This is a genomic window from Flavobacterium sp., assembly GCF_032153895.1.
Classification (GTDB): Bacteria; Bacteroidota; Bacteroidia; order Flavobacteriales; family Flavobacteriaceae; genus Flavobacterium.
Window position 1 is genome coordinate 1 of the sequence record NZ_JALDYN010000039.1, and the last position, 17,720, is coordinate 17,720.

Annotated in this window: 19 protein-coding genes; 18 read left to right on the forward strand and 1 reads right to left on the reverse strand. The window is 38.2% G+C overall.

What is annotated here, in order from left to right; genetic code table 11:
* Positions 1-665: FAD-binding oxidoreductase (locus RUH60_RS10535; protein WP_313808103.1), on the reverse strand; the 665-nt coding region annotated here is incomplete at its 3' end.
* Between the two features lie 124 nt (positions 666-789).
* On the opposite strand from RUH60_RS10535, the gene RUH60_RS10540 reads away from it, so the two are divergent.
* From RUH60_RS10540 to RUH60_RS10625, 18 genes are all read left to right on the forward strand, one after another.
* Positions 790-1,125 (forward strand): helix-turn-helix transcriptional regulator, encoded by a 336-nt coding sequence (locus tag RUH60_RS10540; protein WP_313808105.1) that lies wholly within the window; start codon positions 790-792, stop codon positions 1,123-1,125.
* A 1-nt stretch (position 1,126) separates the two neighbouring features.
* Positions 1,127-1,813 (forward strand): hypothetical protein, encoded by a 687-nt coding sequence (locus tag RUH60_RS10545; RefSeq protein ID WP_313808107.1) that lies wholly within the window; start codon positions 1,127-1,129, stop codon positions 1,811-1,813.
* Positions 1,814-1,941: 128 nt separating this feature from the next.
* On the forward strand, positions 1,942-4,602 hold the full coding sequence (locus tag RUH60_RS10550) for a gliding motility protein (protein ID WP_313808109.1): 2,661 nt from the start codon (positions 1,942-1,944) through the stop codon (positions 4,600-4,602).
* Positions 4,603-4,607: 5 nt separating this feature from the next.
* Positions 4,608-5,006 carry a polymer-forming cytoskeletal protein gene (locus RUH60_RS10555; protein ID WP_313808111.1) on the forward strand — a complete coding sequence of 133 codons (399 nt, stop codon included), beginning with the start codon at positions 4,608-4,610 and terminating at the stop codon, positions 5,004-5,006.
* On the forward strand, positions 4,978-5,202 hold the full coding sequence (locus tag RUH60_RS10560) for an AtpZ/AtpI family protein (protein ID WP_313808113.1): 225 nt from the start codon (positions 4,978-4,980) through the stop codon (positions 5,200-5,202). Before RUH60_RS10555 ends, RUH60_RS10560 begins: the two co-directional genes overlap by 29 nt.
* An 8-nt stretch (positions 5,203-5,210) precedes the next feature.
* Entirely contained in the window at positions 5,211-5,597 is a 387-nt protein-coding gene (locus RUH60_RS10565; protein ID WP_313808115.1) for a hypothetical protein, read from the forward strand.
* 134 nt (positions 5,598-5,731) lie between these two features.
* Positions 5,732-6,880, forward strand: coding sequence for a F0F1 ATP synthase subunit A (gene atpB, locus RUH60_RS10570; RefSeq protein ID WP_313808117.1), 1,149 nt, complete (start codon positions 5,732-5,734; stop codon positions 6,878-6,880).
* A 40-nt stretch (positions 6,881-6,920) separates the two neighbouring features.
* Complete coding sequence (gene atpE / locus RUH60_RS10575) at positions 6,921-7,121, forward strand: ATP synthase F0 subunit C (protein ID WP_023578147.1); 201 nt, start codon at positions 6,921-6,923, stop codon at positions 7,119-7,121.
* Positions 7,122-7,196: 75 nt separating this feature from the next.
* The gene (locus RUH60_RS10580) at positions 7,197-7,688 is read left to right on the forward strand and encodes a F0F1 ATP synthase subunit B (protein ID WP_313808121.1); all 492 of its coding nucleotides are present in this window, start codon (positions 7,197-7,199) and stop codon (positions 7,686-7,688) included.
* Between the two features lie 6 nt (positions 7,689-7,694).
* Positions 7,695-8,222: an ATP synthase F1 subunit delta gene (gene atpH / locus RUH60_RS10585; protein ID WP_313808123.1), complete on the forward strand. Its 528-nt coding sequence runs from the start codon at positions 7,695-7,697 to the stop codon at positions 8,220-8,222.
* A 37-nt stretch (positions 8,223-8,259) separates the two neighbouring features.
* Complete coding sequence (gene atpA / locus RUH60_RS10590; protein WP_313808125.1) at positions 8,260-9,834, forward strand: F0F1 ATP synthase subunit alpha; 1,575 nt, start codon at positions 8,260-8,262, stop codon at positions 9,832-9,834.
* 75 nt (positions 9,835-9,909) lie between these two features.
* Complete coding sequence (gene atpG, locus RUH60_RS10595; protein WP_313808127.1) at positions 9,910-10,767, forward strand: ATP synthase F1 subunit gamma; 858 nt, start codon at positions 9,910-9,912, stop codon at positions 10,765-10,767.
* Between the two features lie 103 nt (positions 10,768-10,870).
* Positions 10,871-12,346 carry a polysaccharide biosynthesis C-terminal domain-containing protein gene (locus RUH60_RS10600; RefSeq protein WP_313808129.1) on the forward strand — a complete coding sequence of 492 codons (1,476 nt, stop codon included), beginning with the start codon at positions 10,871-10,873 and terminating at the stop codon, positions 12,344-12,346.
* A gap of 36 nt (positions 12,347-12,382) precedes the next feature.
* Entirely contained in the window at positions 12,383-12,817 is a 435-nt protein-coding gene (dut, locus tag RUH60_RS10605; RefSeq protein WP_313808131.1) for a dUTP diphosphatase, read from the forward strand.
* 77 nt (positions 12,818-12,894) lie between these two features.
* Positions 12,895-13,905, forward strand: coding sequence for a sugar phosphate nucleotidyltransferase (locus RUH60_RS10610; protein ID WP_313808133.1), 1,011 nt, complete (start codon positions 12,895-12,897; stop codon positions 13,903-13,905).
* A gap of 3 nt (positions 13,906-13,908) precedes the next feature.
* Positions 13,909-15,255, forward strand: coding sequence for a tetratricopeptide repeat protein (locus tag RUH60_RS10615; RefSeq protein WP_313808135.1), 1,347 nt, complete (start codon positions 13,909-13,911; stop codon positions 15,253-15,255).
* Positions 15,255-16,019, forward strand: coding sequence for a DUF4292 domain-containing protein (locus RUH60_RS10620; RefSeq protein WP_313808137.1), 765 nt, complete (start codon positions 15,255-15,257; stop codon positions 16,017-16,019). The genes RUH60_RS10615 and RUH60_RS10620 overlap by 1 nt, the downstream gene beginning before the upstream one ends.
* Positions 16,020-16,039: 20 nt before the next feature.
* Positions 16,040-17,281, forward strand: a complete 1,242-nt coding sequence (locus RUH60_RS10625) for a peptidoglycan DD-metalloendopeptidase family protein (RefSeq protein WP_313808138.1) — start codon at positions 16,040-16,042, stop codon at positions 17,279-17,281.
* Positions 17,282-17,720 lie beyond the last annotated feature (439 nt).

The following is a 17,720-nucleotide window of genomic DNA, read 5'->3' on the forward strand; positions in this document are numbered from 1 at the left end:
GAAATCATTTCTTCCGGACCGCACAAATAAAATTTGTCAAATTCTTTTTCCGAATGTTTGTTGTTCAGAATATAATTCACCACCGATTTATCGATTCTTCCAAAATGTGCATCAATCGTATTACTTTGTGAAAACACATAATGTACAAAAAAACGACCAACATATTTCAGTTGTAACTCATGTAAATGGCTGTGAAAAATGGTTTCTTCTGGCGATTTGTTTCCGTAAGTCAGGACAAAAGTACTTTTTGGTTCGTTTTCCAAAACGCTGTGAATGATGGACATAACCGGAGTAATTCCGCTTCCGGCTGCAAATCCGGCGTAGTTTTTCTGGTTGTCGGTTTTGGGTTCGAAAGTGAAACGGCCTTCCGGAGTTCCTACTTCCATTTTATCGCCCACGTTCATTTTATCGTTGGCATAAGTGGATACCAAACCATTTTGAACGGCTTTAATCGCAATACGTAACTCTTGATTATTCGGCGAAGAACTGATGGAATAAGCACGACGGATTTCTTTTCCGTCAATGATAAATTTTAGGTTCAGATATTGGCCGGCTACAAAATTGTAGTCTGCTTTCAAATGTCCGGGAACATCAAATACTACGGAAATAGCATGTGGCGTTTCGCGGTTGATTTCTTTTATAACTAAAGGATGAAATGTTGACATAGATACTAGTTTGTTAGTACAAAAATAGACAATCTGTATTTGCAAAAGTTGATAAAAATCATAAAAAAGATACCTAGGTGTTTTATGTATAAGAAACTTATGTATATTTGTTGAAATTGAAAACATGAAAAACTCACAATTATATAAGGGCAGTTTAAATACCATCATTATGAAGCTTTTGGAAGAAAAAGGCAGAATGTACGGTTATGAAATTACCCAAAAAGTAAAGGAAATTACCAATGGTGAACTTGCTATTACCGAAGGCGCTTTGTATCCCGCGCTACACAAACTCGAAGCAGAAGGCTTTTTAGAGGTTGAAGTCGAAAAGGTAGACAACCGCATCCGAAAATATTACAAGCTGACAGAAAATGGCCAGAAAGAAGTCGTTAACCGCTTATCGGAACTGGAAGAATTTATCCGCAACATGCAAACGTTGGTTAATCCTAAATTGAGTTATTAAGATGAAAATCACAGTCGAACAAACTGAACAGCTCTATAATTTCACTCGCCAACATTACGTCGAGCACTACGACCTGCAAACCGAACTCGTCGATCATTTGGCCAACGGAATCGAACAGCAGTGGCAGGAAAATCCGAAACTGACTTTCGAGGAAGCACTTCAAAAAGAATTCAAAAAATTTGGTGTTTTTGGATTCATGGATGTAGTGGAACAACGCCAATTGGCGCTAACCAAAAAATACAATCATATCGTTTGGGAACATTTCAAATCGTTTTTTAAAATTCCGATACTTGTTGTAACGCTGACAGCTATTTTTTTGGTGAAAATTATTTTACAGCAGTTCGTTTATGCAGATGAATTGGCACTATTTTTATTTGTCGGATTATTGGTATTATTCTTTACCGGACTTGTAATTTCGAAACGAAAAGCCTCTAAAAAGTTTAAAAAATCAGGAAAACGGTGGATGTTCGAAGAAATAGTTTTTAATTACGGTTCTGCTGCAGGGTTTACATATTTACCTTTACAGCTATTTATAAGACTTTGGGAACATACGGAGCATCCAATTATTGTTTGGGTAACCAGTTGCGTATTGGTGGCAATGGCTTTGTTGGAATATATTCTTTTGGTACAGATTCCAAACAAGGCAGAAGAATACCTTCGTGAGGTTTATCCTGAAAAATATATTTAAGGAAAGGTTTTTTTGCTTTTCGCCTGAATTTTCGCCTGAAATCTCCAACATTTCAAAAAGAAACGTATTTTTACCAGTTGATATACTATTTTTAGGAATTGGAAGTTAAAGAGAAAAAACGTTTTGCTTTGAAAAACAACACGATAAAATATATTGCAACGGTAGTTTTATTTGGCGTTTTGATAGCGTGTTCTACGAAAAAGGATGCGTTCATCAACCGAAATTATCATGCCGTTACTACCAAATACAACGTCTTGTATAATGGTCAGGTGGCTTTTGATAAAGGCGTTGAAGACCTGAAAACTACTTATACCGATAATTTCTGGGACATCCTTCCGGTGGAACGCATGCAGGATAAAGATGAAGCCATTTTACCCGGTCAAACCAAAAATGCCAATTTCGAGCGCGCCGAAACCAAAGCGATTAAAGCCATTCAAAAGCATTCCATGAACATTGATGGTGGCGAAAAAAATCCGCAAATGGATGAAGCGCACTTGCTTTTAGGAAAATCCCGTTACCACGACAACCGTTTTTTACCGGCATTGGAAGCGTTCAACTATATTTTATACAAATATCCAACCAGCGATAAAATTTTTGAAGCCAAAGTGTGGCGCGAGAAAACCAACATCCGATTGGAGAACGAAATACAGGCGATTAAAAACCTGAAACGCTTAATCAAAGACAAAAAATTACAAGGTCAGGTTCAGGCCGATGCGAATGCGATTTTAGCACAAGCTTACCTGAATACCGGAGTAAAAGATACCGCAGTACAACAATTAAAAATTGCCCGTGAACTTACAGAGCACAACGAAGAAAAAGCCCGTTATCATTTTATTTTAGGACAGATTTACGAAAGCATGGGACATCAGGACAGTGCTTTTGCCTCTTTTCAAGATGTTATCGATATGAAGCGTAAATCGCCGCGTCGCTATGTGATTTGGGCCCACGCAAAACAAGCACAACAATTCGATTTCAAAAAAGGCGACACGTTGGCGTTCATGGAAAAATATAACAAGTTGTTGGAAGACCGTGAAAACCGACCTTTTTTGGATGTGATTAATCATCAAGTAGCGTTATTCTACGACAAATTGGAATTGCCTCAAAAAGCAAAAAAGTATTATAACAACTCGTTACGTTCGCCATCTCAGGATAATTACTTGATAGCTTCCAATTACAGAAACTTAGGAATTATTCATTTCGATGAAGCCAAATATGCCGATGCCGGTAAATATTACGACAGTACCTTATTACGCTTGGACAATAAATCCAGAGAGTATTTTTCCATTAAGAAGAAACGGGATAATTTAGTGGATGTTATCAAATACGAAGACATCGTAAAAGTTAACGACAGCATTCTGCAGGTTGTGGCCATGAACGACAACGACCGAAAATTATACTATGAAGGTCACATCGCCAAGTTAAAAATAGCCGATGAAAAACGTGCCTTAGCCGAAGAAGAAGCCAGAAAAAAAGCAGCAGAACAAAGCGATCAAGGAGGAGGTAAAGATTTCTCTACCAATCCAGGAGATATTAGAGGAGGAAAAATAGACAATGCCAACCTGATGATGCCACCAGTAATGGATGAAAAACCAATTCAACCTCGTGGCGCCATGACCAGCCAAAGTAACTTCTATTTTTACAATCCATCAACCGTAGCTTACGGAAAAACGGAGTTTAGAAAGAAATGGGGCAACCGCAAACACAGTGAGAATTGGCGTTGGGCCTCCAGTCAGACGCGAAACGATGTTAAATCAGACGATGTCGATTCAACTGCAGTAAATGATATTGTAAAAGTGGACGAAAACCCATCAGGTATTACAGATAAACCGGAATATACTGTAGATTATTACGTTACTCAACTGCCAACCGACGCAAAAGTATTAGACAGTTTGGCTCGCGAACGCAACTTTGCTTATTTTCAGTTGGGAACTATCTACAAAGAGAAATTCAAAGAATACGAATTAGCGGCTTCCAAATTGGAGAAACTATTGAAAAGTCAACCGGAAGAACGATTGGTGTTGCCAGCAAAATACAATCTGTATAAAATCTACGAACTCATCAATCCGTCCAAAGCGGAAGCGATGAAACAGGACATTATTACCAACCACGCCGGAAGTCATTATGCACAAATTCTTCAGAATCCGAATTCGGAAATTGCCAAAATGCAGGACAGTCCGGAAGCGGTATTCGGAAGTTTGTACAAAGAATACGAAAAAGGGAATTATCAGGCAACCTTGGCGCAATTGGAATCGGTAATGAAAAGTTTCGAAGGCGATGAAACTTCCCCGAAATTTGAAATGCTGCATGCTAAATTAACCGCACGTTTAAAAGGTGTAACCGCCTATAAAGAAGAACTTTCCGCCATTGCTTTTCATTATCCGAATTTAGACGAAGGTAAAAAAGCTGCGGAATTACTGAAAAACGACATCCCGAAATTAGAACAGATGGCTTTCGGAGCCGAACCGCTAAGCTGGAAAATTGTTTTCCCGATTGGCTATCCGAACGATCAGGACGCAAAAGTAAAAGCCTTAACCGAGAAATTGCAGAAGTACATCAAAGAGCGTAACAGCAGTTTGATTACGTTGTCTAATGATGTGTATATGCTAGACAAAAGTTTTTTGGTAATTCACGGATTGGGCAATAAAGAAGGCGCTTCGGCCACGATTTCCGTATTGCGCGATTTCAAAGAATACAAAATTAAAGAACCGGCTTTTGTCATTTCCAACGAAGATTATAAAGTGGTGCAAATCAAGAAAAACTGGGACGACTATTTAACGACCGTAAAATAAAACCGATGTTCGATAAACCGCAAAAATCCTATACCGATTTATTAGGCAAAACCAACCGCATTGTGGAAGGAACGTCTTTGGAAGGCAATATCGTTTCCCAAGCCGATTTTCGTTTGGACGGACATTTGGTGGGTAATTTTACCTCAAAAGGTCGTTTGGTAATCGGGCCAACGGGTAGTATTACTGGCGATGTGAATTGCAAAACCGCAGACATCGAAGGCAAATTCAACGGTAAAATCGAAGTAACCGATTTGTTGAGCGTTAGAAGTAAAGCCTCCATTAAAGGCGAAGCCATAGTCGGGAAATTATCGGTTGAACCCGGTGCCGATTTCAGCGCGTCTTGTGTAATGCGCAGCGGAATTAAAAACTTAAACCATGGACAATCCGGAGAAAAAACAGCCTAACAATAAATGGATGGCACTGATTAACATTCCGTTTCAGATGGGAGTGATTATCGCAGCCGGAGTTTTTTTAGGAATTTGGCTCGATGGTAAATTTAATGAATACGGATCTTTGTTTACGATTGTTTGCTCGCTATTGTCAGTCTTTATTGCGCTTTATAATGTAATGTTGCAGGTTAAGAACCTGAATAAAGATTAGTTTATACAATGAAACCAAAAGTAATTTTCTTTCTCAAACAGTTCCTTCCGTTTTCTATCGTTTTGTTTTTTGCACAGTTCTTTATAATTCAAGAGTTTTTCAAAGAAACACCATTGTTTTATCAAACGTCAAGCGTTTATCTTTTTAACGGTTTGTTTACATTGCTGAGTTTTATCTTTTTAGTATTTGTGAATACTACTTTTTTTGATAAAACGGGCTATGCTTTTTTAGCGACAGGGCTTTTAAAAATGATGGCTGCAATTGTATTTCTTCTGCCATTAATTCAATCGGATTTTGAAGATAAAAAGCCGGATGTCTTTGCCTTTTTTATTCCTTTTTTTCTTTTTCTTCTTTTCGAAACGATACATTCTGTAAGGCTTTTAAATCAGAAATAAACATGTAAATGCAGGAAAGTAAGCGTTTTGGAAAGTCTTTTTATTTTTTGTGATTATATATTTTCGTTTTTTAATTTAATATGTACCTTTGCACAAAATTTATAGACCGTAAAAATTAAGATATTTAATAAGGTATGGCGATTTCAAAAAAACCTATCAATTTTATTGTAGCAACTTTTACAGCATTTGTTTCTTCAATTGCTTTTGCAAATCCGACAACAGATTCAGTTGCGGTGAAAAATGAAGTGGCAGAAGTGGCACATGAATCACACAATGCAGCGGTTGGACATGGTGCTGAAAAAGAATTCAATGCTACAGATTTGATTAATTCGCACATTGGAGATTCGCACGAATTTCACGTTGCAGATTGGAACGGACATCCGATTACTTTTTATTTACCGGTAATTTTGTGGACAGACAATGGCTTGGCTGTTTTTTCGTCTGAAAAGTTTCATCATGACAATACGGGTCATCATGTAGCATCAGTTGATGGACAAAATTTTGTGCGTTACAACGAAGTGATTTATTATGCGGATAAATTCGAACAGCTGAAAGAAGAAGATAAAAATGCTTTCAACTTTGACGCTCGTCCTTTGAATTTTTCCATTACCAAAAATGTATTTTCAATGTTAATGTCTGTGATAATATTGTTCTTATTATTCACAGCTGTTGCAAGATCATATAAAAAGAACGATAAAGCACCAAAAGGGTTGGCTGGTTTCTTGGAACCGTTAGTTTTGTTTGTGCGTGACGGAATTGCTATTCCTAATATTGGAGAGCACAAGTACGCTAAATACATGCCGTACCTTTTAACGATTTTCTTCTTTATCTGGATTAACAACCTTATCGGTTTGATTCCTTTCTTCCCGTTCAGTTCTAACTTAACCGGAAATATTTATTTCACTTTTGTATTAGCATTCATTACATTTGTAATCACCACTTTAAGTGGAAATAAAGCATACTGGGGACATATTTTTGCACCACCAGTGCCGAAAGCTTTGTATCCGATTATGTGGCCGGTTGAAATTATCGGAATGTTTACAAAACCATTCGCATTAATGATTCGTTTGTTCGCAAACATTACTGCAGGTCACATTATCATTTTGAGTTTAATTTCCTTGATATATATCTTTAAAACGGTTGCAATTGCTCCGGTATCTGGTGCTTTTGTATTGTTTATGAGTGTATTGGAAATGTTGGTTGCTGCTTTACAGGCGTATGTATTTACCCTATTGTCAGCACTGTTTATTGGTCAGGCTGTAGAAGAGCATGATCATCATTAATATTGAGTTTTATTATTATTAACTATATAAATTTATTATTATGGTATTAGCTGGAATCGGTGCTGGATTAGCTGTAATTGGAGCTGGAATCGGTATTGGAAAAATTGGTGGATCTGCTATGGATGCTATGGCAAGACAACCAGAAGCTGCTGGAAAAATCCAAACTGCAATGATTATTGCTGCCGCTCTTATCGAGGGTGTTGCATTATTCGCTGTAGTAGTAGCATTAATTGCTAAGTAATTAAAGTAAAAGTTTCGCAACGGTTGGTTGCGAAACTTTTTCAAAAAGTAAAACACAAACTTAATATATAGAAATATGAACTTAACTTCACCGGAAAGTTTAATTTTTTGGACATCGATAATCTTCTTGGTATTCTTTTTCTTGATGAAAAAGTTTGCTTGGAAACCTATTTTAGGTGCTGTAAAAAGTAGAGAAGAGTCTATCAACAATGCTTTGGCAGCTGCTGAAACAGCTAAAAAAGAAATGATGAACCTTAAGGCTGATAATCAAAGATTATTAGATGAGGCTCGTGCCGAAAGAGACACAATGATGAAAGAAGCGCGTGAAATCAAAGAGAAAATGATTGCTGACGCGAAATCAGAAGCTGAAACGCAGGGTGCAAAAATGATTGCTCAGGCTCAGGCTACTATTGAAGGTGAGAAAAACGCCGCTTTAGCAGAATTGAAAACTCAGGTTTCCGGTCTTTCTTTGGAAATCGCTGAGAAATTATTAAAAGGTGAACTTTCTAACAAAGAATCTCAAACTACTTTGGTTGAGAAAATGTTAGACGAAGTAAAATTAAATTAATCGTATATGTCAAGAGCAGCGATTAGATACGCGAAAGCGATTTTAGAGTTAGCCAACGCAAACGGCAAAGCATCGAATGTAAACGAAGACATGAAATCTATCGCGACTTCGATTGCAGAAAGTGCTGAGTTGAAAGACTTTTTAGCAAACCCAACAGTTAAGGGTGAAACTAAAATTTCGGCTTTAACTGAAATTTTTGCTTCAGCACAAAACGAAACCAAAGGATTGTTCCAATTGTTGTTGGACAACAAACGTTTTGAGATTTTACCGGCGGTAGCGTCTCAATACAAATTGTTGTTTGATGAGATGAGCGGGGTGGAAGTAGCGAAAGTTACGACTGCTTTCCCAATCACTCCGGAATTGGAAGCTAAAGTATTGGCTAAGATTAAAGAATTTTCAAATAAATCAATTACGGTACAAAATATTGTAGACGAGTCGATTATCGGAGGATTCATTATCAGAATTGGCGACAAACAATACAACGCATCGGTAGCAAGCCGTTTGCAAAACTTAAAAAGAGAACTTTTAAACTAGTATTTACCACACTGAAAAGTGTTAAATTATAAACAGAATGGCAGAAATTAAAGCTGCTGAAATTTCAGCAATATTAAAGAAACAATTATCTGGTTTTGAATCAGGTGCTACGTTAGAGGAAGTAGGAACAGTTCTTCAGGTAGGTGACGGTATCGCTCGTGTTTACGGTTTGTCTAATGCACAATACGGTGAGTTAGTACAATTCGAAAACGGGTTGGAAGCTATTGTATTGAACTTAGAAGAAGATAACGTAGGGGTGGTATTATTAGGGCCATCAACCGGTATCAAAGAAGGTTCAACTGTAAAAAGAACTCAGCGTATCGCTTCTTTAAAAGTTGGTGAGCAAATGGTAGGCCGTGTTGTGGATACGTTAGGTTTCCCAATCGACGGTAAAGGACCAATCGGTGGTGACCTTTACGAAATGCCATTAGAAAGAAAAGCTCCGGGAGTTATCTTCCGTCAGCCGGTAAACGAGCCGTTACAAACAGGTATCAAATCAATCGATGCGATGATTCCAGTAGGTCGTGGACAGCGTGAGCTTGTAATTGGTGACCGTCAGACTGGTAAAACAACCGTTTGTATCGACACTATCTTAAATCAGAAAGAATTCTATGATGCTGGTAAACCGGTATTTTGTATCTACGTTGCCGTAGGTCAGAAAGCCTCTACAGTTGCTGGTATCGCTAAAACGTTAGAAGAAAAAGGCGCAATGGCTTATACAGTTATCGTTGCTGCTAATGCTTCTGACCCTGCTCCAATGCAGGTATATGCTCCAATGGCAGGTGCTGCTATCGGAGAGTACTTCCGTGATTCAGGTCGTCCGGCTTTGATTATCTATGATGATTTATCAAAACAGGCGGTAGCTTACCGTGAGGTGTCTTTGTTGCTAAGAAGACCACCAGGTCGTGAGGCATATCCTGGAGACGTATTCTACTTACACTCTCGTTTATTAGAGCGTGCTTGTAAAGTAATTGCGGATGACAGTATTGCTAAAAACATGAATGATTTACCGGAATCGTTAAAACCAATTGTAAAAGGTGGTGGTTCGTTAACAGCGTTACCAATCATTGAAACACAGGCGGGTGACGTTTCTGCTTATATCCCAACCAACGTAATTTCGATTACTGACGGACAGATTTTCTTAGAGTCTGACTTGTTCAACTCTGGGGTTCGTCCGGCGATCAACGTAGGTATCTCTGTATCTCGTGTAGGAGGTAACGCGCAGATTAAATCGATGAAGAAAGTATCAGGTACGTTAAAATTAGACCAGGCTCAGTTCCGTGAGTTAGAGGCGTTCGCTAAATTCGGTTCGGATTTGGATGCAGCTACGATGAACGTAATTGAAAAAGGAAAACGTAACGTGGAAATTTTAAAACAATCGGTAAACACACCATTTACGGTTGAAGATCAGGTTGCTATTATCTACGCAGGTACTAAAAACTTATTGAGAAACGTTCCAGTGAACAAGGTAAAAGAATTCGAAAAAGATTTCATCGATTATCTTAACGCAAAACACAGAGATACGTTAGACGCTTTAAAAGCTGGTAAATTCGACGATAACATCACCGATGTATTAGAGAAAGCAGCGAAAGAAGTTTCAGCAAAATATTAATAATTTGATGGTTTGAAGATTTGAGGATGCGCAATCATTTTCAAATTTTCAAATTGTCACATTTTCAAATTATAAATGGCAAATTTAAAGGAAATACGTAACAGGATTACTTCGGTACAATCCACGATGCAGATTACTTCCGCAATGAAGATGGTTTCTGCCGCAAAGCTAAAAAAAGCACAGGATGCGATTACGGCGATGCGCCCTTATGCCGAAAAATTAACCGAGTTAATTCAAAACCTGAGTGCTTCTTTAGAAGGTGACTTCGCAGGACAGTACACGAACCAGAGAGAGGTTAAGAAAGTATTGGTTGTTGCCATTACGTCTAACAGAGGTCTTTGTGGAGCTTTCAATACCAACGTATTAAAGCAGGTGAAAGCGTTAACCGAGACTTACGGTCACGACAATGTGGGTATTTTTGCTATCGGTAAAAAAGCCAATGATACGTTACACAAATCAAACTATGTGATTGCTAACCGTAGTGATATTTTCGATGATTTAACGTTTGATAACGTAGCACACATTGCAGAATCATTGACACATTTATTCGTAGATGGTGAGTATGACAAAGTAGAATTGGTGTACAATCAGTTCAGAAACGCAGCGACTCAGGTAGTAGTAACCGAACAGTTCTTGCCTTTAGCGCCAATCGCGTCTAAAGAAGTAGCAACTTCAGATTACATTTTTGAGCCGTCAAAAGAAGAAATCGTGTTAACCTTGATTCCAAAATCGTTGAAAACACAATTGTACAAAGCGATTCGTGATTCTTTCGCTTCAGAGCACGGAGCACGTATGACCGCAATGCACAAAGCAACAGATAATGCAACCGAATTAAGAAATCAGTTGAAACTTACTTACAACAAAGCCCGTCAGGCAGCCATTACCGGAGAAATCTTGGAAATCGTTGGTGGTGCGGAAGCGTTGAACAATTAAGCGTTTCACAACCTTATCATAAAAGAGCTGAACATTTGTTCGGCTCTTTTTTTATACCTTGAATTTTAATTACATTTGTTAGTCATTAGTCAAAAACCACACCTTGAGTTTATATAAAAATCTTTTCAAACAAACCTTCATCTACGGAATTGCCACGGTGATTCCCCGCATGATTAGTTTCTTCCTGACGCCGCTTTATGTGGAATATCTGAAAGGAACGAGTCAGTACGGAGAAGTAACGGTAATTTTTTCGTGGATGGTTTTCTTCAACGTACTGTTGTCTTACGGAATGGAAACCGCTTTTTTCCGTTTTTATAACAAAGAAGAAAATAAGCAAAACGTAATTGAAACCAGCACGATTTCCGTTTTCTGGTCTTCGTTGGCGTTTCTCGGGGTGGCGCTTTTGTTCAAAAACACCTTAGCCGATATTCTTAAAATTGACCCGCAATACATCAATTATACGATTTGGATTTTGGTTTTGGATGCGCTGGTGGTGGTGCCGTTCTGTAAATTGCGTGCCCATCAGAGACCAATGAAATATGCCGTCATCAAAATTACCAATGTGATGGTTAATTTGTTGTTGAACGTATTTTTCTTGGTGTTTTTACCCAAGTTAGCCGCCAACAATCCCGATAGTTTTTTCAACACGATTTATTCCGATAGTTTTCTGATTGGTTATGTTTTTGTTGCCAATTTAATAGCTTCTTTACTGACGCTTCTTTTCTTCGTTCCGGATTATCTGCAGTTGAAATGGAAATTCGATTATACCTTATGGCGCCAGCTTATCGCTTACGGATTACCGGTTTTGTTTGCCGGTTTAGCCTTCGGAATCAACGAACATTTCGACAAGATTATGTTAGACAATTTGTTGCCGGAAAGCATTGCCAAATCGGAAGTGGGTGCGTATGCCGCGTGTTACAAAATCGGTCTTTTTATGGTGTTGTACCGAACGGCGTATACCTTAGGCATTGAACCCTTTTTCTTCAGTCACGCCGGAAACGAGAATGCACCACAAACTTACGCGACCGTAACGAAATATTTTGTGATTTTTGGTTCGTTGATATTTCTGGGTGTAGTTGTTTTTTCAGACATCATCAAACTGTTTTTAGTGCCGAATCCGGACTACTGGGAGGCGATGAAAGTTGTTCCGCTTATTATTTTGGCGAATTTCTTTTTGGGGATTTATACCAATTTATCGGTGTGGTACAAACTGATTGACAAAACAAAAATCGGAGCTTATATTTCTGCCTTCGGAGCGATTGTTACGTTAGTTCTGAATTACTTACTGATTCCGAAATTCAGTTATATGGGTTCTGCAGTGGCAACCTTAGCAGCCTACGGTTCTATGATGACAATTTCGTATGTCATGGGTAACAAATACTATCCGATTCCGTACGATAAAAAACGAATTTTTGGGTATTTAGGGCTTTCCACCGTTTTGGCAGGCCTTTCGTTTTACGTGGATATTTTCCGGGAAAGCTATATTTTCGGCATTATCGCTATGGTGGTTTTCGGCTATTTCATCTACCACAACGAAAAAGAAACTTTACTGCGAGTTCTTAAGCGAAAAACCGCCTAAATTTTATATTTTTAGGCTTTAAAATATTTTTTTCGAATGACTATTAAAATCATCAATACTTCCAATCACGAACTACCGAATTATGAAACCATAGCTTCGGCAGGAATGGATTTACGCGCCAATATTTCCGAACCGATTATCTTACAACCCTTAGCAAGAGATTTGGTCAAAACAGGATTGTTCATCGAATTGCCCATCGGATATGAAGCACAAGTGCGTCCGAGAAGTGGTTTGGCGTTCAAAAAAGGCATTACGGTTTTGAATTCTCCCGGAACGGTAGATGCCGATTATCGCGGAGAAATTGGGGTGATTTTAGTAAACCTTTCCAATGAACCCTTTGTGGTGGAAAACGGAGAGCGCATTGCCCAATTAGTCATCGCCAAACACGAACGTGCCGAATGGGAAGAAGTTGCAGTACTTTCAGAAACCAGTCGCGGCGAAGGCGGATTTGGAAGTACCGGAGTAAAATAAGTATTCAGTCACAAACATCAGTAGTCAGACTAACTTTAAAATGTACAGATTTGATACTGATTTAAAATAAATAAGAGATGAAAATCATAGTACCTATGGCCGGACGCGGTTCACGCTTACGCCCACATACGTTAACTGTTCCAAAACCCTTAATTCCGATTGCAGGAAAACCGATTGTACACCGCTTGGTGGAAGATATCGCTGGAGTTATCAATCAGGATATTGAAGAAATTGCTTTCATCATCCACGAAAGTTTTGGAAAACAAGTAGAAAGTGATTTGATTGCCATTGCAGAAAAATTAGGCTCCAAAGGAACGATTTACTACCAAAATGAAGCTTTGGGAACTGCTCACGCGATTATGTGTGCCAAAGAAAGTATGAGCGGACCGATTGTTGTAGCTTATGCTGACACACTATTCCGTGCGGATTTTACGTTAGATACTACAGCTGACAGTGTAATTTGGGTTAAACAAGTAGAAGATCCAAGTGCTTTTGGTGTCGTACAATTGAATGACAACAATCAGATTGTGGATTTCGTGGAAAAACCAAAAGAATTTGTATCGGATTTAGCCATCATCGGAATTTATTATTTCAAAAGCGGCGAAACTTTACGTGCCGAATTGCAATATCTGCTAGACAACAATGTGGTAAAAGGCGGTGAATATCAGCTAACTGACGGCTTGGAAAACATGAAGCAGAAAGGTTTGAAATTCGTTCCCGGAAAAGTTGATGAATGGATGGATTGCGGGAACAAAGACGTGACTGTTGAAACCAATTCTCGCATGCTGAACTTTTTGGAAAAAGACGGTGAAAACTTAGTATCTGATACAGTTCGCCTTGAAAATTCGACAATTATTCCGCCTTGTTTTATTGGGGACGATGTGATTTTAATCAATTCGACAGTTGGACCAAACGTTTCGTTAGGAAAGGCAACTCATTTAACCAATACCAAGATTAAGAACAGTTTGGTACAAACACACGCACATATCAAAAATGCAAATTTGGATAACGCGATGATTGGGAACCATGCTTCGTTTAACGGAGAATTTACTAACGTCAGTATAGGGGATTATTCGGTTTTAGAATAGACGATGAACATAAAAAATTTCATAGCAATTACCGTTTTCGGCTTACTGGTTCCGATGCAGTTTCGGGCGCAGGAAAACCCGGACGATATTACTATGAAGAATGATAATTTCGAAAATCATTTTTACGAATCGCTCAAGCAAAAATCCATCGAAAACTATGACAAAGCGATTTTGGAAATGCAGCAATGTATTCAGTTGCAGCCTTCCAATGCGGCCTTGTACAATGAATTGGGAAAAAATTATCTGTCGCTGAAAAATTATCCCGAAGCGCAAAAAGCCTTCGACAAAGCCATCGAATTGAACCCAAAAGAACGTTGGTACTGGAATGGTTTATACGATGTTTTCTACGAAACCAAAGATTACAACAGTTCCATTCGCGTGGTGCAGAAACTCATCGAATTTGATAAAAAGTTTCAGGACGATTTGGTGTCACTTTATATGTATACGCAACAATTCGACAAAGCCTTGTTTCTGATTGAGGAAATGGAAAAAACGACCGGAATCAGCTCCACATTGGAATTGTACAAAATGCAGATTCAGGGGAATTCGAAACAAAAGCGCCCGCAGAAAGAATATCTGGAAGAAGCCATCCGCAAAAATCCGAAAGACGAGCAGAATTACATCGAGTTGATTTATATTTATTCCGAAAACAACGAGGAAGAAAAGGCGTTGGAAGTAGCGAAGAAACTGGAAAAAGAACTTCCGGAATCGGACTGGGCGCAAGTGAGTTTGTTCAAATTCCACCTGAATAACCAACAAGGAGATAAAGCCGCTCAGGCCATGAATAAAGTGTTGAAAAGCCGTAAAGTGGATTCTAAAATCAAGCACCGCATTCTGAATGAATTTTTGATTTTTGCCAACAACACCAATAGTTTTTATACCGAGTTGAATGCTGCAACTGATTATTTTACCGATACGGGTGATGTGAATGTGAACAAAGAAATCGGAATTTTCTTTTTGAATAAAAAGAAATGGGATTTGGCTGTTCAGTATCTTGAAAAAGGCTTACGAATGTATAAGGACGATGTGACCACCATCGAAGTTTTGTTGCAGGCCTACACTGAAAAAGGAGCTTATGACGAAGTTCGAAAAAAAGCGACGGAAGCCATCGAACTTTTCCCGACACAGGCAAGGCTGTATTATTTTGCCGGAATGGCCAACAATCAGATGAAAAATTTCACCGATGCCTTAACGTTTTTAAAATCAGGTATAGATTTTGTAGTAGATGATACGGATCTGGAGATGAATTTTAACATACAGCTCGGCGAAGCGTATCATGGTTTAGGCGATCAGAAAAACAAAGAAATCCATTTTAAAAAAGCCGAACAGCTCTTAAAACAAAACAAATAATGCAAAAACGGATAGTCGTATTTAGTCTTTTTTTCCTTTTTTCCTGCAAGAGCAAACAGAATGTGGTTGCCGAGCAAACGGCTGCTGAAAATACGGCGCTTTCTGCGGTAGTTCAAGGGCATTATGCCAATAAGAAAAACTTTAAAACGGCTAATTTCAGAGCCAGCGCCCGATACGAAGACAGCAAGCAATCCCAAAATGTAACGGCTGAAGTTCGCATTAAGAAAGATGAAAAAATTCTGATCATTGTACGCTTCTTCGGAATTACCATGGCCAAAGCCTTGATAACACCAGATCAGGTGAGCTATTACGAAAAAATGAACGGAAAATATTTTCAGGGGAATTACAAGCTTTTGAGCAATTGGCTGGGAACGGATTTGAATTTTCAGAAAGTACAAAACCTGTTGTTAGGGCAATCTTTAGACGATTTAACGCGTGGCAAGTATCAGGAAAGTGTTCAAAACGGATTGCACGTATTGCAATCGGAAGACAAAATGTTTACCAAGCAGTTCATGTTTGAAGGCGCCAATTTTTTATTGAAGAAAGAAAGCTTGATGCAAAAAGACGGCGAACGTTCAGTTGAAGTGCAGTATCCCGCCTACAAAGAAAGCACCAACGGAATTTTTCCGACAGAAATTGTAATCGGAGCCGAACAAAAAGACAAAGTTTCCATTAATATCGTCTACAACAACGTAACATTTAACGAAGATTTGTCGTTTACTTATGATGTTCCGGAAGGTTACGAACAACTATTTATTGATTAAATTTGCCAAAATTTTAAACCATGCAGAAATTACTTTTCACTTTATTTTTCCTTTGCCTTTCCGCTTCTTTGTTTGCGCAGCCGAGCGACGAAAAACAGCGTCAGTTAGAGCAGCGTAAAGCACAACTTCAAAAAGAGATGCAGGAAATGCAGCGTTTGTTGCAGATGGAAAAAAAGAAGGAAAAAAGTATTTTGGGAGAAATTGCCCAGCAGAATGCTAAAATCCGTATAAGTGAAAAATTAATCAGTACTACCGCCAAGCAAAAGCGATTGTTGTCGGATGATATTTATCTGAAACAATTGGAAATCAACAAAATGCGTCGGGAATTAAAAGATTTAAAAGACGATTACAGCAAAATGATTGTCAAATCGTATAAAAGCCGTTCCGAGCAAAGCCGTATTATGTTTGTCTTGTCTTCTGAAAATTTCCTGCAAGCCTACAAAAGGATGCAGTACATGAAACAATATGCGAGTTTCCGAAAGATGCAAGGTGACGAAATCAAAGTAAAAACCGGACAATTGGAAGTGGCAACCAACAAGCTGGAAGTTAAGAAAAAAGACAAAGAGAAAGTTTTAGCGGAAAGCGAACAAGAGAAAAAAGTCTTGGAACAGGACAGAGCTGAACAGCAAAAGTTAGCTAAGGCGGTTCAAAAAGACAAAAAAAAATACACGGCTGAAATCAAGAAAAAACAAGCTGAATCTAAAAGAGTGGAAGCTCAAATTCAACGTTTGATTCGTGAAGCGATTGCTGAAGCCAACCGAAAAGCCAAAGAATCCGGAAAAGCCGTTTCTAAACCAGACACTGGAGGCTCTGCAAAATTTGTACTAACAACGGAAGGACAAATGTTAGCAGATAATTTTAAATCAAACAAAGGACGTTTGCCTTGGCCGGTTGAAAAGGGCTATGTCTATTCAGCTTTCGGAACCCATCCGCATCCGGCGTATCCAGATTTAACGATTACCAACAGTGGTGTTGAAATTGCTACACAACCAGGTTCAAGTGCAAGAGCCGTTTTTAGTGGCGAAGTACTACGAGTTCAAGTGATTAACGCCAACAATAAAGCAGTTTTCATTCAACACGGAGATTATATTACGGTGTATAACGATTTAAGTTCGGTTTCTGTTGCTGCCGGTGATAAGGTTTCCACCAAGCAAGTGATAGGACGAATTCATACCAATTCTTCGGGTAAATCTATCATGAAGTTTATGATGTATCAAAATACGACAACACTGAATCCGCAGAGTTGGATTAACAATATGTAAAAAAGGCCGTTCTTCAGAACGGCCTTTTTTGTTTTAGGTTATTGTAAATTTTCAAAAAATCCTTGTTTGACTTAAAAAAGCAAGAGAATGACTTTTTATGATATTTGTTGATTTATTGTTAACTTTATTGTAAATATTGCTCTTAAAGCATTTTTTACCAGGGTTTGCTTTTGATTTAATAATTGATTAAAATAGTTTTTACTTTACAGATGTTGTTTAATATGTGTAAATAAATTGATAAAATTTTGTTAAATATTCATTTTAAGATGTTTTTGTGATATTTAATTCAAAAATATCTTTTTTTTAATAATTGAGTTATTTTTGGAAGATTGAACATACAACTAACCTAAACATTAATTATGAAAAAAATTACATTGTTAATTCTACTGTCATTATTTTCCATGCTTGGTTATGGCCAGTTTTCGGAGAATTTTGATTC